This is a genomic window from Trichococcus pasteurii (assembly GCF_900112935.1).
GTDB classification, from domain to species: domain Bacteria; phylum Bacillota; class Bacilli; order Lactobacillales; family Aerococcaceae; genus Trichococcus; species Trichococcus pasteurii.
This window is the reverse complement of record NZ_FONM01000017.1, coordinates 11,580-33,313: the sequence shown is the minus strand read 5'-3', so window position 1 is coordinate 33,313 and position 21,734 is coordinate 11,580. Positions and strand designations below refer to the sequence as shown.

14 protein-coding genes are annotated in these 21,734 nt (G+C 50.0%); 11 read left to right on the top strand and 3 right to left on the bottom strand.

Features of this window, described 5'->3' with window-relative positions; genetic code table 11:
- Nucleotides 1-22 precede the first annotated feature (22 nt).
- The 4 genes from BM184_RS12320 to BM184_RS12305 are packed head-to-tail and all read left to right on the top strand — an operon-like array spanning nucleotide 23 to nucleotide 8,032.
- Nucleotides 23-2,479 carry a beta-glucosidase gene (locus tag BM184_RS12320; RefSeq protein WP_177208654.1) on the top strand — a complete coding sequence of 819 codons (2,457 nt, stop codon included), beginning with the start codon at nucleotides 23-25 and terminating at the stop codon, nucleotides 2,477-2,479.
- Nucleotides 2,480-2,486: 7 nt separating this feature from the next.
- Nucleotides 2,487-4,004, top strand: a complete 1,518-nt coding sequence (locus BM184_RS12315) for an NAD-dependent epimerase/dehydratase family protein (protein ID WP_086942803.1) — start codon at nucleotides 2,487-2,489, stop codon at nucleotides 4,002-4,004.
- 21 nt (nucleotides 4,005-4,025) lie between these two features.
- Nucleotides 4,026-5,477: an MFS transporter gene (locus BM184_RS12310; protein ID WP_218151040.1), complete on the top strand. Its 1,452-nt coding sequence runs from the start codon at nucleotides 4,026-4,028 to the stop codon at nucleotides 5,475-5,477.
- Nucleotides 5,478-5,479: 2 nt separating this feature from the next.
- On the top strand, nucleotides 5,480-8,032 hold the full coding sequence (locus tag BM184_RS12305; protein ID WP_086942802.1) for an alpha-L-rhamnosidase: 2,553 nt from the start codon (nucleotides 5,480-5,482) through the stop codon (nucleotides 8,030-8,032).
- Between the two features lie 93 nt (nucleotides 8,033-8,125).
- Here BM184_RS12305 and BM184_RS12300 read toward each other — a convergent pair whose 3' ends face one another.
- Nucleotides 8,126-8,887, bottom strand: a complete 762-nt coding sequence (locus BM184_RS12300; protein WP_086942801.1) for a DUF6612 family protein — start codon at nucleotides 8,885-8,887, stop codon at nucleotides 8,126-8,128.
- Between the two features lie 216 nt (nucleotides 8,888-9,103).
- Here BM184_RS12300 and BM184_RS12295 point away from each other — a divergent pair, with 216 nt between their 5' ends.
- The 6 genes from BM184_RS12295 to BM184_RS12270 all read left to right on the top strand — a co-directional run bounded on the left by BM184_RS12295 (nucleotide 9,104) and on the right by BM184_RS12270 (nucleotide 17,255).
- Nucleotides 9,104-9,946, top strand: coding sequence for an AraC family transcriptional regulator (locus BM184_RS12295; protein WP_086942800.1), 843 nt, complete (start codon nucleotides 9,104-9,106; stop codon nucleotides 9,944-9,946).
- A 480-nt stretch (nucleotides 9,947-10,426) separates the two neighbouring features.
- The gene (locus tag BM184_RS12290) at nucleotides 10,427-11,701 is read left to right on the top strand and encodes an ABC transporter substrate-binding protein (protein WP_086942799.1); all 1,275 of its coding nucleotides are present in this window, start codon (nucleotides 10,427-10,429) and stop codon (nucleotides 11,699-11,701) included.
- Nucleotides 11,702-11,840: 139 nt separating this feature from the next.
- Entirely contained in the window at nucleotides 11,841-12,707 is an 867-nt protein-coding gene (locus BM184_RS12285) for a carbohydrate ABC transporter permease (RefSeq protein WP_218151042.1), read from the top strand.
- A gap of 12 nt (nucleotides 12,708-12,719) precedes the next feature.
- On the top strand, nucleotides 12,720-13,544 hold the full coding sequence (locus BM184_RS12280; protein WP_086942798.1) for a carbohydrate ABC transporter permease: 825 nt from the start codon (nucleotides 12,720-12,722) through the stop codon (nucleotides 13,542-13,544).
- Nucleotides 13,545-13,592: 48 nt separating this feature from the next.
- Nucleotides 13,593-15,032 carry a sucrose phosphorylase gene (gene gtfA / locus BM184_RS12275; protein WP_086942797.1) on the top strand — a complete coding sequence of 480 codons (1,440 nt, stop codon included), beginning with the start codon at nucleotides 13,593-13,595 and terminating at the stop codon, nucleotides 15,030-15,032.
- Between the two features lie 30 nt (nucleotides 15,033-15,062).
- Nucleotides 15,063-17,255, top strand: a complete 2,193-nt coding sequence (locus BM184_RS12270; protein WP_086942796.1) for an alpha-galactosidase — start codon at nucleotides 15,063-15,065, stop codon at nucleotides 17,253-17,255.
- A 66-nt stretch (nucleotides 17,256-17,321) separates the two neighbouring features.
- Here BM184_RS12270 and BM184_RS12265 read toward each other — a convergent pair whose 3' ends face one another.
- Nucleotides 17,322-18,311, bottom strand: a complete 990-nt coding sequence (locus tag BM184_RS12265) for a VOC family protein (RefSeq protein WP_086942795.1) — start codon at nucleotides 18,309-18,311, stop codon at nucleotides 17,322-17,324.
- A gap of 269 nt (nucleotides 18,312-18,580) precedes the next feature.
- Between BM184_RS12265 and BM184_RS12260 the strand changes: the two genes are divergently transcribed.
- The gene (locus BM184_RS12260) at nucleotides 18,581-20,080 is read left to right on the top strand and encodes an alpha-amylase (protein ID WP_086942794.1); all 1,500 of its coding nucleotides are present in this window, start codon (nucleotides 18,581-18,583) and stop codon (nucleotides 20,078-20,080) included.
- A gap of 388 nt (nucleotides 20,081-20,468) precedes the next feature.
- On the opposite strand, the gene BM184_RS12255 is transcribed toward BM184_RS12260, so the two are convergent.
- A complete protein-coding gene (locus BM184_RS12255; protein ID WP_086942793.1) occupies nucleotides 20,469-21,578 on the bottom strand; it encodes an ABC transporter ATP-binding protein in 1,110 nt (369 codons plus the stop codon).
- Nucleotides 21,579-21,734 lie beyond the last annotated feature (156 nt).

Genomic DNA, 21,734 nt, shown 5'->3' with positions numbered 1-21,734 from the left:
TAAAGAGGAGGCGATACGCTTAATGAATATCCAAGAAAAAGTGCAGCTAATGACTCTCGAAGAAAAAGCTGCCCTCGTCAGCGGTGTGGATTTCTGGGAAACGAATGCCATTCCGCGGCTAGGCATTCCATCGATGTATATGACGGATGGCCCTTGTGGATTGAGGAAACAGGGAGAGAATAGAGATCATCTGGGTCTGAACGAAAGTGAACGAACGACATCTTTCCCGACCGGCGCGACATTCGGGTCCAGTTGGAATCCGGAAAATATGCGGAAGATGGGTGAAGCCGTTGCCGAAGAGTCCAAATTTTTTGGCGTCAATATGATTTTGGGGCCCGCAGTCAATATCAAACGCAATCCGCGCTGCGGCAGAAATTTTGAATACTTGTCAGAGGATCCCTTGGTTTCCGCAGAAATGGGCAAAGCATTTGTTTTGGCGGTGCAGGAAAAGGGTATAGGGACTTCTGTAAAACACTTTGCTGTAAACAACAATGAAGATTATCGCTTCATGGGCGATGCGGTCGTCGATGAACGCGCCTTGAGGGAAATCTACCTGAAAGCCTTCGAAACAATCGTGAAAGAAAGCCAACCCACAACCGTGATGAGCGCCTATAACAAAGTGAACGGCGTCTACTGTTCGGAAAATCATCTTTTGCTTACGAAAATATTAAGAAACGAATGGGGATATGAGGGGGCGGTGATCAGTGATTGGGGCGGTGTGTCGGATCGGATCGCCAGTCTCAAAGCCGGTATGGATCTGGAGATGCCGGGGGATTGTGCCTACTTCAGGAATCAGATTCTGAATGCCGTGAAAAACGGCAGTTTGCCGGAATCCGTGCTGGACGAATCCGTAAAACGGATCTTAAAAATGATTGGAGATACAAAGATTGTCGGAGTGCAACCCGATTTTGATGAGGAGAAACACAACCGCATCTCCGAGGAAATCGCCGTCGATGGGGCAGTCCTTATGAAGAATGCCGGCATCCTTCCGCTGGACAAGAAGGCATCTTTCTTGGTGGTGGGAGATCTGTTCAAAAAAATGCGCTACCAAGGAGCGGGCAGTTCTTTGATCAATCCTACCAAATTGACCACTCCTGAAGCGGCCTTCCGATCCCGGAAGATTGCCTTTGAATATGTGCAAGGCTATCGGGAGGAGGATACAGATGCTCAACCTGAGCTGGAAAAAGAGGTCCTGATGAGGGCCGAGAACTACGAAAAGATTCTCTTTTTCGGAGGGCAGACCGATTGTGTCGAAAGTGAAGGCTACGACAGACCGAATATCCTCTTGCCGATTAATCAGGCAAGTTTGATTGAACGTCTGCTCCGGGCTGGAAAAAAGATCATCTTTGTGATGTATGGGGGCTCGCCGGTCGAGCTGCCCTTTGCGGACGGACTATCCGCTTTGCTGAATATGTATCTGCCTGGACAGGCCGGCGGGGAAGCGACTGCTCAATTGCTCTTCGGGGAAAAAACGCCGTCCGGAAAACTGGCGGAGACATGGGTGAAGACTTATGCTGCCGTGCCGTTCGGAGATGAATATGTCACTTCGAAAGAGGACTGCTACAAAGAGTCTGTGTTTGTCGGCTACCGTTACTATGATCAGCTGCCTGCGGAAAACAGCCTTTATCCTTTCGGACATGGTTTGAGCTACACCACCTTTGCCTATGCGGAGCCACAGTTGACCAGAGAAAAGGACCACATCATCGTCTCCTGCACCATAAAGAATACCGGGGATTATGATGGTGGGGAGATTGTGCAGCTTTACATCGGCAATCCGCGTTCGGCTGTATTTAAGCCGCTCAAAGAATTGCGCGGCTTCCGCAAAGTGTATCTTGCCAAGGGGGAAGCGGATCGCGTCACCTTCCGGATTTCGCTGAAGGAGCTGGCTTATTACAATATCGGAATCGGCGACTGGGTTGTGGAGAATGGCGCCTATACGGTGTACCTCGCCAGTTCGAGCACAGAAATCCGCCATAAACTGGCTTTTGAGATAACCGATCAGAAAGATGTTCCATCGCCCTATGCAACGGAACAATTGCCGCATTATCAAGAAGCAGAAAAGCTTTCCTTGGTCACTAGGGAAGAGTTTGAGTGTTTGTTGGGCAAGAAATTGGAGCCGGCAACTGGGGGACGAAAAGCCTATACGATCGAATCGAAACTGGATGAACTTCAGGATTCTTTCGTTGGTCGGATATTCCACAAAGCCGTTGTCGGCGTCGGGAGAAAGCAATATGAACAAGCACTGAAAATGCCGGAGTCGCCCAAAAAGGACATGAACCGTAAAAATGGGATGTTCATCATGAAGATGATGCCCAACAACAGCTTGCGGTCGATGTCGGTCAGCAGTTCCGGAAAATTCAGCTATAATCTTGCGCAAGGATTGGTCGATATCCTGAACGGTCAGTATCTGAAAGGGATAAAGAAAATCGCCACCAAAATAAAGGTGCCCGAATTACCAAGAAATCAGAACAGGGGATGAACACGCAATGAAAAAGAAAGTATTTATCACAGGCGCTTCCGGCGGCATGGGGCAGCAAAGCCTGAAGCAGATGATCAACGATAGAGTTCTGTACGACATCACCATTCTGTCCGTTGACTCTCCGAAAGATCGGGAAGCGCTGCAGCCTTATGCTGCCTATAAGGAAGTCACGATCCATTACGGGGATCTATTGGACTACGCACTGGTGAAGAAATGCGTCAAAGGAGCTGATATGATTCTCCACATAGCGGCATTTGTCTCTCCAGCTGCGGACTATTATCCGAAAAAAGCGATGGAAATCAACTACGGATCGGTACGGAACATCATCAAAGCCATTTTTGAATTAGGGCAGGAACAGCGCACGAAGTTGGTCAATATCGGGACCGTCGCGGAAACGGGCGATCGCATGCCGCCAATTCACTGGGGACGAGTCGGGGATCCGCTCAAGCCAAGCATATTCGATTATTATGCAGTCTCCAAGATAGCAGCGGAGCGGTTGGTCATAGAATCCGGTCTGAAATACTGGGTCAGTTTGCGCCAGACCGGCATCATGGGGCCGGCGATGAGTAAAATCGTCGATGCCATCATGTTCCATAATTGTCTCGACAATGTGTTGGAGTATGTCTCAGACCGTGATTCCGGAAGGCTAATGGGCAACCTTTGCCGCTACGAGTTCAAGGGAGAACTGCCGGAGCATTTCTGGAACCATGTCTATAATATCGGCGGGGGGGAGTCCTGTCGGGTCAGCACCTATGAAATGTATCAAGTTCTTTATGGTGCGATCGGCTTCAAAAATCTCGACCATGTCATCGATCCTAAGTGGTATGCGACCAGGAACTTTCATGGCCAATATTATCTGGATTCCGACAAATTGGAGGACTATCTGCATTTCCGGCAGGACGGAATGGAGTATTTCTACAAATGCTACCTGGAGAACCTCGGCATGCAAACGACAGCAGCCAAGATTATGTGCAGCCTTCCCGGCGGTGAAAAGATGATGGGAAGCATCATGAAAAAGATGCTGAGGAAGCAGGCCACCAGCGAGCATGGAACGGTGCGCTTCATCGAGGAAGACGTGGAAGACCACATTGATGCTTACTGGGGCGGCAAGAGCAAATGGGAAAAAATACCCGCCAAGCTCAGCGCGTTCAAGCATTTCACGGATTGGGACCATGTCATAAAACTGGATCATGGATATAACGAAGAAAAGGAACCGGAAATGCTCGACTTGTATGATGTCAAAGGCGCAGCTGTATTCAGGGGCGGCAGCTGTCTCTCGACGCAGATGGATACTGGCGATTGGCAGAAAAAGCTTACCTTCCGTTGTGCCTCTGGGCATGTATTCGAGGCGAGCCCAAAACTGGTGCTTGAAGCCGGCCACTGGTGCCCGGATTGCGAAAGAAAGAGCTGGAACTACGCCGAACGCGCAAAAGTGGATCCTTTTTTTGCACAAGTCTGGACACCGCTGCATGATGAGTCCGAGGATAGGGTGTACCCAAAAGTTGTGACCGAGCTGGAAGTATGACAGTGATACAGGAGAAGGACGATGATGAATAAACTGTTGGGCCTATTCCAGAATCCTGGTTTGGATTCCAAAATCAAAACAGAGCGGATCAGCAAAAAGGAGCAATTTCTCGGCTACCTTATCGGACCGGCCGGGGCACTCCTTCTGAACGCTGTGTTGGCTACCTATTTGAATGTTTTCTATACGGACGTTCTGCAGCTGACCACTGTTTGGGGAGGCTTGTTCCTGGTCGTTTTTCCGATTGCATCGAAAGCCCTTGATGTTTTTGTGAATATCTACATGGGCTACAGGATCGACCGGACGAAGACCAGGCAAGGTAAAGCCCGGCCGTGGCTTTTGGTTTCGGCGCCACTTTTGCTGTTATCGGGCATCCTTTTGGTCGTCGTGCCGCAGAGCAGTCTTACGGTCCAAGTGATTTGGATAATTTTTTCTTACAATCTCTATTATGCCTGCGCGTTCACCATCTTCAATATGAGTCATAACCTGATGGCGCCTCTTTCCACCCGAAATTCAGCGGAGCGAGGAAAGCTGTCTGTCTTCAACCAAATAACGGCTGTGATGATCACGGGAATATTGGTTGCTTTCATTTTCCCGATGGTGATCATGCCGCTGATCGGGCTGAAGAGGGAACTGTGGATCCTGCTGATCTGTATCCTTTCCATCTTGGCTTTGCCGCTGACGGTGACGGAGTATTTTTTCACGAAAGAACGCGTCACCGAGGAGGCGGCCAAATCGCAGTCCGTCCCGGGTTCTTACAAGGATCAGCTGAAGGCCATTTTTTCGGACAAATTTATGCTGGCGACGCTATTGTTGTTTTTGGTTTTTACGGTAGGAGCCTTGATGAAGAATATGAGCCTAGTTTACTTCAGCAACTATGTACTGGGCACCTACAATGACGGAAAGACCCAGATGCTGATTTCCTTGTTGGGCGGCATCCCGATGGGCATCGGGGTGTTGGTGGTTTGGCCGATCGCTACGAAAATGGGCAAAAGAAATGCGATGATTTTAGGCTCCGTCCTTTTTGTGGCGGGAGGGGCAATCTGCTGGGCATTCCCGGAAAATATGCCGATCTTTTTGGCAGGCCAGGTCATCAAAAATATCGGGGTCTTGCCCGTAAGTTATACGTTCATGGCACTATTTGCCGATGTTTTGGATCACCTCGAGTGGAAGACAAACAATAGATGCGATGGTGTGGCGATGTCTGTCTATAACATCATTGCTGTAACCATGGGAGGGATATGCCTGGGCATTTTTAACGCGCTGCTTTCGGCTTCCGGCTATGTCGCTCCTCATTACGATAAGCTCGGCAGACTGGTGGCGACCCAGAATGAGGGCGTAAAAGATGCCATTACATTCGGTTTTGTGGGACTGGAGACCGTTACCGGCGTCATCATGATTCTTCTGTTGTTTCTGATTGACGTGGAGAAAGACATCACCAAAAAACAAAAAATGATTGAGGAAAGGAGGCAATAAAGATGCTACGAATCAGCAGTTTGACAGTTGAAGGTTTGGAAAAGGGTTGCGTGACCGACAAGGCGCCTATCCTATCTTTTTCCTTGTATTCCGATGTACCGGGGGAAGCATTTGCGCATGCGCTTATAAAGGTGAACGATTGGGAGGTAAACACAAAAGACCAAATCAACAACCGGTACGATGGGCCCTTGGTACCTTTTGCCGAATATACAGTCGAAGTGACAGCCTATACAAAGTCCGGAGCATCCGCAAAGGCAGCTACCGTGTTTCAGACCGGAAGACTGCATACGCCTTGGTCGGGCAAATGGATTACGGATCTTGACTATGAAGTTCCCGAAAAATTGTCCCCCCTCCCGATGAATTTTTTGAAGTCATTTAAGGCTGCCGGGAAAATCAAGAGAGCTTGGATCAACTGCACCGCTTTGGGCGTCTATGAAGTGAGTCTCAACGGGAAGAAAGTGGGGGAAGATTATTTTGCACCAGGATTCACTTCCTACTTGAATCAGATCCAGTACCAAACATATGAAATCACTGGATTGTTGGAGGAGACGAACGAGCTCCGCTTTGTTGTCGCTGGCGGATGGGCAGTAGGAGCCTTCAACTACATCCGCAAAAATAAAATCAGTGCAGACCGGCAGGCCCTCCTCGCTGAAATCCATCTTGAATATGAAGATGGTTCTTCCCGGACAGTCGCTACCGATGATACTTGGATGGTCAGCCTGGAAGGGAATTACCGGATGGCCGAATGGTACGATGGAGAGACTTATGATGCGCGCATCAGCGAAAACGCAATCGGTTGGAAAAGTGCCGGCATCACCAAGCCGCGCAAAGATCCCAAAATCATCGCCCAATACGGATTGCCGGTCAGAAGGCAGGAAAAGATGCGGCCCATCAGCCTGGAGCGCTCACCAAGCGGGGAATGGATTTATGATTTCGGTCAAAATTTTGCGGGCGTGATCTCCGCCAGGATAAAAGGGGTAGACGGCCAAAAGCTGGTCTTCAGGCACGCGGAAGTGCTTGTCGAACAGGAACTGTTCGTCAAATCGCTGCGCACCGCCAAGGCAACGGCCACCTACATCTGCAAGGATGGGGAGCAGCACTATTCGCCTAAGCTGACCTATATGGGCTTCCGTTATGTTGGCGTGTCCGGTATCGCGCCAGAAGATCTTGTGCTGGAAGCTTTTGTTTTGCACTCCGATCTGAAAGAAATCGGACAGTTCGCATGCTCGAATCCGTTGTTGAACCAGCTCCAAAGCAATATCCGCTGGGGCGGGAAATCCAACTTTGTGGACATCCCTACTGACTGCCCTCAACGGGATGAGCGCCAAGGATGGACGGGAGACATCGCTGTCTTTGCTTCCACAGCTTGCTACAACTTTGATATGAGCAGGTTTTTCGATAAATGGCTGGTGGATATGCGCTCCGAGCAAGGTCGCGGAGGCGGTTATCCGATGGTGATCCCCAAGGCAGGGGATCATTGGCCGACCATGGCCAGCTCGTGTTGGGGAGACAGTGCGATCCTCGTTCCTTGGGCAGCGTATCTTTCCGGAGGCAGAGTGGAGGTGCTGGAGGAGCATTACGCTTCCATGCAACGATTTTTGAAAGCTGCCAAGTGGTGGGCTTCGTTTTTGGCCACTTCACCGACAAACAGCCATATTTGGCAGTTTCCGTTCCACTTCGGTGACTGGGCTGCTCCCGAGGGACAAGTGAAGGATTGGCTGAAGAAGGGGAAGTGGATCGGCACCGCCTACTTCGCCAACTCTTGCCGTATCATGGGCCAAATTGCAGAAGTGCTGGACCGGAAAGAAGATCAGGCGTACTATGAAGCGTTGAGAGAAAAAATCATCATTGCCTACCGGAAAGCTTTTACGGATGAGAAGGGAAACCTGAAACAGGAATTTCAGACAGGATATGTTCTGCCGTTGCATTTCGATATGGTCGACGGAAAAGAATCTTTGCAGATGGCGGCCAATTTGAGCCGGCTTATCCGAGAGGCGGAAAATCATCTGACGACTGGTTTCACAGGCACTCCCTACATTCTCTTTGCTTTATCGGACAACGGTAAGCTGGAGGAAGCCTACGAGCTCCTGCTGCAAGAAACGTGCCCGTCCTGGCTGTACGCAGTCAAAGCCGGCGGGACGACAATCTGGGAACGTTGGGATGCTTTGCGCCCGGATGGAACCGTGAATATCGAGGAACTGTCAGGGAAAAAGTCCAATGAAGAGTCGGCAGGAGGCATGGTTTCTTTCAATCATTACGCGAATGGAGCGGTAGGGGATTGGCTATACAAACGGCTGCTGGGGCTGGAACCAGTAACGGGTGGCTACCGCTCTTTCCAGGTGAAGCCGATGATCGGAGGCGGAATCACTTGGGCGAAAGGATCCACTATTACTCCTTATGGAAAAATCGAAGTGGAATGGAAAATCGAAGGAAATAGCCTGACGATTGCAGTCGATGTGCCCGTTTCCACAACATGTCAAGTAGTTTTCCCATCCGGAGAGCAGATTGCGTTAAAGAGCGGATATCATGAAATATGCGAGCCGTATGGTCAATAACTATCAATCATTTACATAACAATAGGACCAATAATGGGCGTCATGCGCACTCATCATTGGTCCTATTCGATTGGTCAAGAAAGATTCGGATAGTCAAAATGAGGAATCCGTCGTCGCGGCAGTCGTATCTGCGGCATCAAAATCAGGCACGGGCTTCAGTTTTTGGGCTTGATCGTACAGGTCGAACTCGCCTGTCAGTTCCGTCGTGACGGTCGTCTTCTGATCCGGATGAATGGCTGTGGAACGGTAACGGAAATCGGTCAAATAAAAGCTTTCGGCATCCAAATGGATAGTGATCTCGTAATCGGTCTTTTCCGTTGGCAGTGTTTGGAACAGGTAGTTGAGCTCTTTGTTCAGAGCGTCATCGCTGCCGGAAAAGCTCAGCAAATACTCATCCCCTTTGAGTTCGAGGGTGCCGTATTCTTCAATGATTTGGCTCAATTCGATAAACGTCTCCAGCGGATAGACCTGCAGGCTGGCCAACGGAACATCTGGCGTGGCATAAGCGGTCCAGTCGGCATCGTCGGTCCGGACGTAACCCACTTCAGGGGTCACATAGAATTCGGATTTGGTTGCGGGATAAGGGTTGTTTTTGTCTATCCGCTTTCCATAGCCGGTCTTTTCTTCCGGGAACAGCGTCGCGTCGGCGGTTGTGTACTGCTCGTTCACGGTTGTTACGCCATTCAGATCCTCTTTTGTGGTTGTTGTTCTGAAAGCGACGAACTGGTGGTAGCTTTCGAGGTCGGCGGAACGGTTGATCAGGTTCTGTAGGACTTCTTCCCCCGGCAGTGCGGTCGCGCAGGCGGAAAGCAGGAAAAGCGGAAGGAGCAGCGCAGATAGGATGATTTTTTTCAAGGGTGGTGCCTCCAAATCTGTAGTAAAGGTATGGGCTTATTCAGGTTTTTAGGGGCTGAACGAATCAGCCCGGCTTTTCCCATTGTACAAAACAATCGTTGAATGCGAAAGGGCGGATTTTTATCAGGAGAGTTGTTGCGGCAAGCGTGGGTTTGCCATTGCCGAAGGGGCCTTCTATAATGGGAGTAACAGGAAAAATAAAAAGGGACCGAGGTGATGGAAATGGATGAGGATTTTTTCAAGGAAGAAATCTATTATAAGGATCTTTATTACACAACCAAAGGAAAAGAGCAGTGCGCTCCCAACCACAGTTTCGGCCCGACCGTCCGGGAATATTTTTTGATTCATATCATTATGAAGGGAAAAGGCTACTTCGAGATTGGCAATAGCCGGTTCAATCTGAAGGAAGGCCAATTCTTCATCATCTATCCGAACGTGATGACTTATTATCAAGCGGATGAGGAGGATCCTTGGGAATATTACTGGATCGGCATGAGGGGCGAACATCTGAAAGCGTTGCTGACGGCCATCGGTTTCCAGGTCTCGCACCCGGTAGGGAACGTGAAGAACTTCGGGCAAGTGAAGGCGATGCTGCAGGAAATCATGGCGGCTAATCCTTTCGATACGTTGTCCCGGCTGCGTCTGCAAGGGCAGCTTTACCTCTTTTTGAGCATGCTGGCACATGATCTGGATGGCGCTGAAATCAAACAAATCGAGAAAATCAATAAAGGTGTCGAATACACAAAAAGGGCAATCGAAATCATCAAAGACAGGTATCAGGACAGTGAATTTCTGATCGGCGACATCAGCCAGGACTTGTCTCTGAACGACTCCTATTTGACCGCCGTTTTCCATAAAACGACAAACCGGACACCGCATGAGTATCTGATCGATTTCCGCATCCAGAAAAGCCGGGAATACCTGGAAACGACGGACCTCAGCATCGCTGAAATCGCCGAAAAGGTCGGCTATCAGAATCCTTTGAGTTTCACGCGCATCTTCAAAAGCAAGATGCAGATCTCTCCGCGAGCGTACGTCAAGAAAATCAAAACCAAATAAGGCAATCAGGCAAGTCGGAAAAAAAAGGCCGGGCCGCTTGGAACCGGTGTTGCATCGGTTCCGGGCAGGTCCAGCCTTTTCTTATCTATTCAGCATCCAACATTTTGACTGATATTTAAAACATTGCACTATATGGAATGCGCTTTCAAGTGCCTATAATTTAAAACAAGCCAGCTTAAAGAAGGCGAAAGGAGTGGTCAATCCGTGAGGAGATGCTGTATGCGGCGTTCAAACAGGTAAAGGGATGGTTGCAATTATAATCTTTAACGGCAGTTTTTAAAATCAACAAAAAGGTATGTTTTTGTACGGCTGAATATCTATCGGTCATCTCCCGTATTTGGTATTATTAAGACATCAAAACAAGTAAACGTTTACAAATCGATTGTTTTTGAACATTTCATGTGTTTTTGCTCAGTTATCTGGAAGTTCCTTTGTTTCCGACTATACAATATTATTGATTAAAGAAAAGGTGGAGAAGAGATGTTGAAGAATTGGAAGAAAGTATCATTGGCTACAGTATTGTTATCAGGACTTGTTTTAGGTGCATGCGGAAACGGTTCCGATGGGGAAGGCGGTTCCGGTGATGTGACCATCACTTACAGCATCTGGGACAAAATTCAACAACCGGGAATGGAAGCGATCGCAGAAGCTTTCGAAGCGGAGAATCCAGGTATTGATGTAAAAGTGGAAGTGACGCCTTGGGACCAATACTGGACCAAATTGGAAGCAGGCGCAAAAGGTGACAGTATGCCGGATGTATTCTGGATGCATTCCAACGAAATCGCGAAATATGCTAATGGTGGCGTCCTAATGGATTTGTCGGAAACCTACGCAAACAGCGAACTAACTTCCTTGGATCATTTCCCGGAAGAATTGGTCGAATTGTATTCCGCTGATGATGCTCTCTACGGCATCCCGAAAGACTATGACACAATCGGGCTATGGTACAACAAAACATTGTTCGACGCAGCCGGCGTTGCCTATCCGGATGAAACTTGGACTTGGGACACAATGCTGGCAGCCGCTCAAACGTTGAACGATCCCGATAACGGCGTCTACGGTATCCTGGCTCCATTGAACAGACAGGAAGGCTACCACAACTTCATCTTCCAGAACGGCGGCTACGTATTGTCCGATGACAAAACCGAATCCGGTTTCCGTTTGGATGAAACAATCGAAGCCGTGCAATGGTACGCGGATCTGAGCGTGAAACATGGCGTGTCGCCGACACAAAGCCAATTTGCTGAAAATACGAACCTTTCCTTCTTCCAATCAGGACGCGGCGCAATGGGCTTCTTCGGATCTTGGATGACTGGGGAAATGGCCAACAACGACTATACGGCTGCAAATGCTGATGTTGCACCATTACCGAAAGGCAAACAAGCAGCAACACTATTTAATGGCTTGGCGAACTCCGTTGCAGCTTCAACAGAAAATGAAGAAGCGGCTTTGAAATTTGTGGAATTCTTGGGAACAGAGGAAGCGATGCGTCTGCAAGGCGAGAACGGCGCAGCTATCCCGGCTTATGAAGGAACAGAAGAGACATTCGTAAAAGCATACAGCCAATTCAATATGCAGGTCTATGTGGACCAAATGGAAAATGCATACATCAAGCCTTATTCAGCAGAGACAGCCCGTTGGGAAGATGTTGAAAACAGTGCTTTGATGCCGGTATTTGACGGTACAACGACTGTTAAAGATGTGGCTGCAGACATCGTCGCTGGTGTTGAAGAAGTCTTGGCGAACGAAAAATAACAAAATAGAAGGCCGCTTATGGGGATATGCCCATAAGTGGCTTTCAATTCTATAGAGGTGAAATATGATGAAATCGGATGTAACAATCCCTAAAGAAAAAACGCTCCGCACTGTGACCGCAAAAGAACGCAAAAGAAAAATGGCGCTGTGGGGCTGGTTTTTTATCGCTCCAACCTTTATCGGGCTTTTGATCCTGAACGTTATCCCGTTGTTCCAGTCGCTTTACATGAGTTTCCAGAGCGTGAGTACGTTCGGCACCTCAACCTTTGTCGGGCTGGATAACTACCTGCAGATGCTGCAAGATCCTGAATTCTGGCAATCATTGAAAAACACCTTCTTCTACGCCGCCATCCAAGTGCCGATCACAATAGTCCTGTCGCTGTTCTTTGCGGTATTGATGAACACGAAGATAAAAGCGGTCGGACTGTACCGGACCATCTTCTTCCTGCCGATGATTGCCGCCCCGGCTGCCGTGGCGATGGTTTGGCGCTGGTTGTTCAATTCGGAATACGGTTTGCTCAACGCGGTGCTGGATAAACTCGGTTATTCCGGCTCCATCTTATGGATCACGGATCCCGAGGTGGCGATCTGGTCGATCATCATCGTCGGAATCTGGACGAATGTCGGCTACAACATGATCCTGCTGTTGGCGGGTCTGAAGGAAATACCGAAAGAATATTACGAAGCAGCTGTCGTCGACGGCGCCGGACCTTTGAAACAATTTTTCTCGATCACACTGCCGTTGCTTTCACCGCAATTGTTCTTCGTTTCCGTGACGAGCGTCATCGGTGCGCTGCAGGTGTTCGACATCATTTTCATGATGTTCGACCGCACGAATTTGGCGCTGAAGAGCACACAGTCACTGGTGTACATGTTCTTCAATGAATCCTTCGTGCTCAATGACAAAGGCTACGGTTCAGCAGTCGCCATCTCACTGGTGCTGATCATCATGGCGCTTACCGGCATCCAGCTATTGGCGCAGAAAAAATGGGTCACCTACGACTAGGAGTGAATAAACATGCAGACAAAAATGAATAAAACGATAGCACTGATCCACATCGTGCTGATCATCGGATCTTTGCTGATGGTCGTGCCGTTCTTATGGATGGTCCTGACCTCAGGCAAAACGATCAGCGAATCCACGCAGATTCCGCCGCAAATTTTCCCGGAAGTGTTCCAGATCGAGAACTACAAAGCGGTATGGAATTCCTTGCCGTTCGTCAGTTTTTACATCAACACCGGTTTGATGATTGTCTTCAGGGTGTTGACTTCGACGCTCTTCAGCGCGATGGCTGCCTTTGCGGTTGCGAAACTGGATTTTCCCGGAAAGAACCTGTTTTTCGGCATCGTCCTGACGCAGATGATGATCCCTTCACAGATCTATCTGACGCCGCAATATTTGTTGGTCCAGAATCTGGGTCTTTTGAACTCAATCCCGGCTTTGGTCATCCCGGGCATCGTCTCCGCTTTCGGGACCTTCCTGTTGCGCCAGTTCTTCATAAAATTGCCTGACGAACTGATGGAAGCTGCCACGATTGATGGCGCGACTACCTGGCAAGTATTTTACCGCATCTATATGCCGCTGGCGCGTTCCGGCTTGGTGGCTTTGGGCATCTTCACGTCGCTGTTCGCTTTCAAGGATTTGATGTGGCCTTTGGTCGTCAACATGTCTCAGGATAAAATGACGCTTTCGGCTGGATTGGCCAGCCTGCAAGGACAATTTACGACCAACTACCCGCAGCTGATGGCCGGCTCGGTCATCGCGATCATCCCGATGATTATCCTTTACATCATATTCCAAAAACAATTCATCGAAGGCATCGCCACAACAGGTGGGAAGTAAGGAAAAACGGAACGCAATTTAACGATATTTGAGAATGAGGTAACTGTAATGAAGATAAAAAACGAAGCAATGCTGATCACCTATCCGGACAGTCTGGGAAATAACCTGAAGGACTTGGAACATGTGCTGGATACCCATCTGAAAGGGGTCGTCGGCGGCGTGCATATTCTGCCGTTCTTCCCGTCATCCGGCGACCGCGGCTTTTCGCCGATGGACTACACGAAAGTGGATGAGCGGTTCGGCGGTTGGGAGGACATCAAACGCATCAGCGAAAAATACTACATGATGTATGAATTCATGCTGAACCACATTTCCGCGCAATCGCCCTATTATTTGGACTTTTTGGAGAAAAAAGAAGAGTCTCCCTACAAAGACTACTTCATCCGCTACAACGACTATTGGCCGGAGAACCGACCGACTGAAGCGGACATCGATCTGATCTATAAACGCAAACCCAAAGCGCCTTTCGTGGACGCCCATTTCAAGGACGGTACGACGGAAAAAGTTTGGTGCACGTTCTCGGAAGAGCAAATCGATCTGAATGTGAAGACTGAAGCGACGCGCCGGTTCATCAAGGATACCTTGAGTTTCCTGGCGGACAAAGGAGCCTCGATCATCCGTTTGGACGCATTCGCCTATGCCATCAAAGAATTGGATACGAATTGCTTCTTCGTTGAACCGGAAATTTGGGAGATGCTGGAATACGCAGTGGAAATCCTGGAGCCATATGGTGTGACGGTGCTTCCGGAAATCCATGAGCATTACACAATCCAACAAAAAATCGCGGAAAAAGGCTATCCGGTCTACGATTTCGCCTTGCCGATGTTGGTGCTGCACGCCCTTTACAGCGGCAAAGCCGAGAAGCTGCTGCACTGGCTGGAAATCTGTCCGCGCAACCAATTCACCACCTTGGACACGCATGACGGCATCGGTGTCGTTGATGTGAAGGATCTGCTGACCCAGGAAGAAGTGGACTTCGCGGTCGAAGCCCTTTACGAAAAGGGCGCTAACTTGAAGCGGATTTATAGCTCGGAAGCCTACAACAACCTGGACATCTATCAGATCAACTGCACGTACTATTCGGCTTTGGGCAACAACGATGCCGCCTATCTGTTGGCGCGGGCAATCCAGTGCTTCACTCCGGGCATTCCGCAGATCTATTACGTGGGCTTGCTGGCCGGCGAAAACGATCTGGAACTGCTGGAGAACAGCAAGGAAGGCCGCAACATCAACCGTCACTACTATAGCCTGGATGAAATCAATCAGGAAATCGAACGTCCGGTCGTAAAAGATCTTTTCCGCTTGCTGGCTTTCCGCAACACGGCCAAAGCGTTCGACGGCGACTTGGAGATAACGATGCTCGACGAAGGGGCCTTCACTTTGACGTGGGCCACTGCCGAAGAATCGGCCAGCCTATCTGTCGACCTGGCTACGAACAAATTCTCGGTCCTGCACCGCACTGCGGCAGGAGACGAACAAATATTTTAGTAAAACGAAGAGATCCAAGGAGTGATGACTGTGACGATAACATTTGATGAAAAAAAGAAATATTTCCACCTGAAGAATGAATCAGTGAGCTATGTGATTGCGCTGGAGGAAGAAAAATATGTGTCCCATCAGTATTGGGGAAAGCGGCTCAACAGCTTTTCCCAGGTGGCTGATTATCCGCGCCAAGACAATGCTTTTGCACCCAATCCATTCGAAGTGCCTGGCCGTATATTTTCGCTGGCGACATTGCCGCAGGAATTCCCGGGTAACGGCAGCGGTGATTTCCGCGAATCGGCATTCGAATGTCTGTATCCCGATCAAACGACCGTCAGCTTGTTGACCTACAAGAGCCATGACATCGTGATAGGCAAACAGCCGCTGCAAGGGTTGCCGCAAACCTACGAGACAAAGGAAGAACCGGCGGAAACCTTGCTGCTGACTTTAGAGGATACCGTCACGAAGGTGGAAGTCGTTTTGAGCTACACCTTGTTCAAGGACTATCCGGTGCTGACGCGTTCGGCCAGCTTCCGTAACAACGGAGCTGAAGCTATCCACCTGAACAAAGCCTTGAGCATGTCCATCGATTTCCCGGATGCTGATTTTGATATGATCCAATTGCCGGGTGCCTGGGGAAGGGAACGCCAAATCGTGCGCACGCCGCTTGTCCGCGGTATCCACACGCTCGACAGCAAACGCGGAACCACGAGCCATGCCTATCAGCCGTTCGTGGCTTTGGCCGATAAAACGGCGACGGAAGATCAAGGAGCGGTCTACGGATTCCATTTCGTCTACAGCGGCGAATTCCGAGCTAATGTCGAAGTCGATACTTACGCGCAGACACGCGTCCAGATGGGCATCAATCCAACCCACTTCCAATGGCATTTACCTGTTGGAGAGGCGTTCCAGACACCGGAAGTCGTATTGGTATACAGCGAAAACGGGTTGAATGGCCTATCGCAGACGCTGCATCCGTTCTACCAGAAACATCTGATTCGCGGGCAACATCAATTTGCGGAGCGACCGGTCCTGATCAACAACTGGGAAGGCACCTACTTCGATTTCACAGCTGACAAAATCGAAGCGATGGCTGATGAAGCGTCCACTTTGGGGATCGAACTGTTCGTGCTGGACGATGGTTGGTTCGGCAAACGTGACGATGATTACTCTTCGCTGGGTGATTGGCATGTCCATACCGCGAAATTGCCGTCCGGCTTGAAGCAACTCGCTGAGAACATCAAAGCGAAGGGCATGCTGTTCGGCTTATGGTTCGAACCGGAAATGATTTCCGAAGACAGCGAGCTTTATCGCGCCCATCCGGACTGGTGCATTCATACGCCGAGCCGGGAAAAATCGCTCAGCCGCAGCCAATACGTAATCGACTTCAGCCGCAAGGAAGTTCGCGACAATATCCTGGCGCAGATGATGGAAGTCTTGGATGAAGTGCCGGTCGACTACATCAAATGGGACTACAACCGCAACATGACCGAAATCGGAACTGCCGCTCCAGGCACGCTGCCGGGGGAAGTGCTGCACAAATACATGTTGGGTCTTTATGAAGTGATGGAGGCATTGGTGACGAAATATCCGCATATCCTCTTTGAAAGCTGCTCGGGCGGCGGCGGACGCTTCGACCCTGGTTTCCTCTACTACATGCCGCAGACTTGGACCAGTGACAACACCGATGCGGTGGCGAGACTGGAAATCCAATACGGCACCAGCCTTGTCATGCCGATTTCAAGTATGGGTTCGCACGTCTCGGCTATCCCGAATCATCAGACGCATCGTATGGCTTCGATGAAGATGCGCGGGGATGTGGCGATGGCCGGCAATTTGGGCTACGAACTCGACGTGACGACGCTGTCCGAGGCCGAGAAACAGGAGATGAAGGAGCAGATCAGCTTCTACAAGGAATACCGCAAACTGATTCAGTACGGGACTTTCCACCGCATCCTCAGTCCTTTCGAAACGCAGAACGAGGCCGCTTGGATCTTTGTGAGCCCCGAGCAGGACGAGGCGCTCTATTTCTACTACCGCGTTCTCGACCGGGCCAACCTGAAGAAGAAAAAAGTGCTTTTCAAAGGCTTGGACCCTGTTAAATTCTACACCGTCAGCGGGTATGAAGGGGCAATCGGCGGGGATGAGCTGATGAACCGCGGACTCTACCTGAAGGATGCCCTGCAAGGGGATTATCAGAGCGTCTGTCTGGTGCTGAAGGAAGCATAATCTGTTTAAAACGCAAAAAAAGCAGGAGTTGTCTCGTTGATTCGAGGCGGCTCCTGCTTTTTGTTCTCAGTCCAAATATTCTTTTGCGAAAGTCTTCGTGCTGCGTACGGTATCGAATTGACGGACCAAGCCTTCGATTTCTTCGCGATTGTTGCGGAATTTCGGCGGCAAGGCCAAGCGTTCGCCCAATGTCTCGTAAGGCTCTTCATCATCGATGAACCCCGGGCCGTCCGTCGCAAATTCTAACAGGATGCCCTGAGCGATGTTGGCGTAGAGCGATTCGAAGTAGAAACGGTCGACATAGCCGGAAATCGGGAAGCGGTAAGAGCCCATGTGCGCGATCCATTCTTCCAATTCTTTGCGGTCCTTCACGCGGAAAGCCATGTGGTGGACGCTGCCGAAACCCTGCTGGGCTTGGCCCATCGAAGCGTTGTGCTCCACGATCATGCGGCCGCCGTTTCCGCCTTCGCCCACTTCGAAGAGATGGACGTCGCCGTCGGTTGCCACATGGCGGAATCCCAAGACAGTCTCCAATACTTGCCTGTAGAAATTGAAATCAGCGATGCGGACGAAAATCGGTCCCAAGCCGCGGATGCCATACTCATTCGGAACTGGACCTTTTTGCCACGGAATCCCGGGAGCCACGCCGGTATCCGATTCATCGGAAACCAACTGATAGAGCTGCTCGTCAAAGTCCTGGAAATCGATCACCCGGCGGCCGAACTGCTCATAGATACCGGAATGCGTGACGTTGTATTTGTCGAAACGTTTCACCCAGTAGTCCAGTGCTTCATCCGAAGGGACGCGCAGACCGGTCTTGAAGATTTCGTTGGTCCCTCTGACGGCTTTCGGGATGCCCGGGAAATCGAAGAAAGTCATGTCGGTGCCGGCGCTACCGCGGTCATCGGCGAAGAAAAGGTGATAAGTCTGGATGTCGTCTTGGTTGACGGTTTTTTTGACCAAGCGCATGCCCAGGATGTTCGTGAAAAAGGCGTAATTCTTTTCGGCGCTGCTTGTGATGGCGGTGACGTGGTGGATTCCTCTTAATGTGTTCATGAATCGGTTCCTCATTTCATAATGTATTCTGTTTCGTATATTCCTAATTCGAGATATATGGCCAAAAAAAGAAATCAGCAATCAGCTAACTTAATGTCAGTATACCGGCGCCGGATTCAAGATGCAAGCATTTCGTCTCGGCGGCAAAAAATGCAATGCTCCTGAGCCTTCCCAAAAGGCAAACGGAAGGGAAGCATGTATAATGAGTTTATCAAAAAGCATTTTGTGGACCACAACAAAATTAAACAGAGATGAAAGGCAGTGATCGCATGGCAGGAAATGGATTGATGATGCAATATTTTGAATGGTATTTGGATGATGATGGTCAATTATGGAATCGCCTGAAGGAGGATGCCAAGCATCTGAAGGGATTGGGCATCACGGCTGTCTGGACTCCTCCGGCCTACAAAGCGACAGGGACGAATGACACAGGCTACGGCGTCTACGATCTCTATGATTTGGGTGAATTCGACCAAAAAGGGGCCGTCCGCACAAAATACGGAACCAAGGAAGAGTACTTGGCTGCGATCGAAGCCTTGCATGCGGAAGGGATCGCCGTCTATGCCGACGTCGTCCTGAACCATAAAGCCGGCGCGGACGAGACGGAACGCTTCCTTGCTTATGAAGTGAATCCCGACAATCGTCAGGAAAAGGAGTCAAAATCATACGAAATCGAAGGCTGGACGAAATTCACTTTCCCGGGCCGCGGCGACAAATATTCCGATTTCAAATGGTCTTGGGAACATTTCACCGGGACGGACTTCAACAACGAGAACGGCAAGGAAGCCATCTACATGATCAAAGGCTTCGAAAAAGGCTGGGCGGAAAACGAGAGCGTCGACAGCGAGTACGGCAATTACGATTACTTGATGTATGCGGACATCGATTACAGCCATCCCGCGGTAGTCGAGGAAGTCAAGAAATGGGCGGACTGGTACATCAAGGAAACCGGCGTCGACGGCTTCCGCTTGGATGCCGTCAAACACATCAATGACCAGTTCGTGCAGGATTTCGTGCAGACGATCCGCGCGCAGCATGGCGATGATTTTTATGTGGTCGGCGAATATTGGAAGTACCGTTACGGTGCCATCAAGGAATACTTGGAAGCGACCGACTTCACATTCGACCTTTTTGATGTCGCCCTGCACCAAAATTTCCACGTCGCATCCCAACAAGGCAAGGATTACGATCTGCGGAATCTTTTCAATCAGACGTTGGTCGCCAAGAACCCGACCCATGCGGTCACGTTTGTCGATAACCACGATTCGCAACCGGGTCAAGCCCTGCAGTCCTATGTTGAGCCTTGGTTTACGCCATTGGCATACGGCGTGACGCTCTTGCGCGAACAAGGCTTCCCTTGCTTGTTCTATGGAGATTACTACGGCATCAAAGGCCCGCATCCGGTCGATGGCCAGCAAACGTTCCTGGATAAACTGCTCTATCTGCGCGCCAACCATGCTTACGGCGAACAGCGCGACTACTTCGACCACGGCAACTGCGTAGGCTGGACCCGTCTCGGGAACGAGGAGCATCCTTACGGTTTGGCGACTGTGCTTTCCAACAGCGAAGAAGGCTTCAAGGACATGTATGTAGGTGAGCAGTACGCCGGCCAGACTTTCGCCGACTACACGGGCAACCGCGAAGACAAAGTCGAAATCGGTGCGGACGGCAACGGGCGTTTCCCTGTCAATGCCGGTTCGATTTCGGTCTGGGTGAAGGACGGCATCTCACCAGCTGAAGCCTTTGATAAAGACGCGGTGGAAGAATAACTTCTTACCGAATGAATGCGGGCGAATAGATTGAAGCGAAAATAGTAGCTGCACAATGAAGGAGGTGTCTCATGGAGGCACCTCCTTCATTGTTGGTAGAGAGCTCTCTCCTCCCGTGAACGGAGGTTTCGCCGGAGTTCTGCTACATTCTGCCTGTGTTTTCCGATGAAGGCAGCTTCGCCGTAGTTGAATGCGACTATTGCCGGTGTGCTCCTGTTGGAAGGTCCTTCGCCGGAGCTGCGCCCATATTCCGGCACCCTCCTCCGACCAAAATACGCAACTGCATCCATAAGAAAAAGGCGAGCCAATGGAGGCTCGCCTTTTTCTATGGGGGGAGGGTAGGTTAGAACTGGTAAGTGTGTTTCAGGTGATGCTGACCATCCTCTGGTTAAGGGATGGCGATCACGTCTTGGGATTGCTTGTCGAAGAAGTGGGACTTGCTCATGTTGAAGGCCAAATCAATGATTTCGCCCGGCGAATGGAAATCGCGCGCGTCCACACGGGAAATGAATTCAGTGCTGCCGACTTTGCTGTAAAGCATGGTTTCAGCACCCAATAATTCGGATACGACCACTTCCGCTTTGACGGCCCATGAAGGGTTCGTGTCCAGAACGATCTGCTCGCTTTGGATGTCTTCCGGACGGATGCCGAAGATCAACTCTTTGCCGTTGTAGCCGCGTTCTTCCAGGACTTTGCGTTTTCCGGCCGGTAAAGTCAATTTAAGACCTTCGCCGTTCGTGATGACGCCATCCTGCAACGTAACGTTGAAGAAGTTCATGGCAGGCGATCCGATGAATCCGGCTACGAAGACGTTCACTGGCGTATCATAGACTTCTTTCGGGCTGCCGATCTGTTGCACAAAGCCGTCCTTCATGATGACGATGCGGTCCGCCATGGTCATCGCTTCCGTTTGGTCATGGGTTACGTAGATAGTTGTCGTGTTCAGGCGGCGGTGCAATTTTGCGATCTCAGCACGCATGGCCACACGCAATTTTGCGTCCAAGTTGGATAAAGGCTCGTCCATCAGGAAGACTTTTGCATCACGCACGATTGCGCGGCCCAAAGCGACACGCTGTCTTTGACCACCGGATAAAGCTGCCGGTTTGCGGTCCAAGTATTCCGTCAAGCCCAAGATGTCAGCTGCGTTATCAACACGTTTTTTGATTTCGTCTTTGCTGTACTTTCTCAATTTCAGACCGAAAGCCATGTTGTCGAATACGGTCATATGCGGATAGAGCGCGTAGTTCTGGAACACCATCGCGATATCGCGGTCTTTCGGCGCTACATCGTTCATGACGGTATCGCCGATGACCAATTCGCCTTCGGAAATGTCTTCCAGACCGGCGATCATACGAAGTGTCGTTGATTTTCCGCAACCGGAAGGACCGACAAAGACGATGAATTCGCGATCTTGGATATGCAAGTTGAAATCTGTAACGGAGTAATTTTGGGAATTGTCATATTTTTTATGGATGCTGTTCAACTGGATCTCTACCATTTATTTGTACCTGCCTTTTGATTTTTTTGGTTTTCTTTTATGTCCTTATCTTATTTGAAAGCGGATTCCATAACCACGGGAAACTGCCCAAAAAAGGCGCCGGGTTTTTGTGCACTTTGCCGAAGGCGCTTTCTTGGCGCGGAAAGCTTTTAGAAA

Coding starts and splice junctions, on each gene's coding strand:
- BM184_RS12255 (WP_086942793.1), bottom strand. CDS start 21,578: ATGGTAGAGATCCAGTTGAACAGCATCCATAAAAAATATGACAATTCC.
- BM184_RS12265 (WP_086942795.1), bottom strand. CDS start 18,311: ATGAACACATTAAGAGGAATCCACCACGTCACCGCCATCACAAGCAGC.
- BM184_RS12295 (WP_086942800.1), top strand. CDS start 9,104: ATGGAAATGGATGAGGATTTTTTCAAGGAAGAAATCTATTATAAGGAT.
- BM184_RS12285 (WP_218151042.1), top strand. CDS start 11,841: ATGGCGCTGTGGGGCTGGTTTTTTATCGCTCCAACCTTTATCGGGCTT.
- BM184_RS12320 (WP_177208654.1), top strand. CDS start 23: ATGAATATCCAAGAAAAAGTGCAGCTAATGACTCTCGAAGAAAAAGCT.
- BM184_RS12260 (WP_086942794.1), top strand. CDS start 18,581: ATGGCAGGAAATGGATTGATGATGCAATATTTTGAATGGTATTTGGAT.
- BM184_RS12280 (WP_086942798.1), top strand. CDS start 12,720: ATGCAGACAAAAATGAATAAAACGATAGCACTGATCCACATCGTGCTG.
- BM184_RS12315 (WP_086942803.1), top strand. CDS start 2,487: ATGAAAAAGAAAGTATTTATCACAGGCGCTTCCGGCGGCATGGGGCAG.
- gtfA (WP_086942797.1), top strand. CDS start 13,593: ATGAAGATAAAAAACGAAGCAATGCTGATCACCTATCCGGACAGTCTG.
- BM184_RS12305 (WP_086942802.1), top strand. CDS start 5,480: ATGCTACGAATCAGCAGTTTGACAGTTGAAGGTTTGGAAAAGGGTTGC.
- BM184_RS12310 (WP_218151040.1), top strand. CDS start 4,026: ATGATGAATAAACTGTTGGGCCTATTCCAGAATCCTGGTTTGGATTCC.
- BM184_RS12290 (WP_086942799.1), top strand. CDS start 10,427: ATGTTGAAGAATTGGAAGAAAGTATCATTGGCTACAGTATTGTTATCA.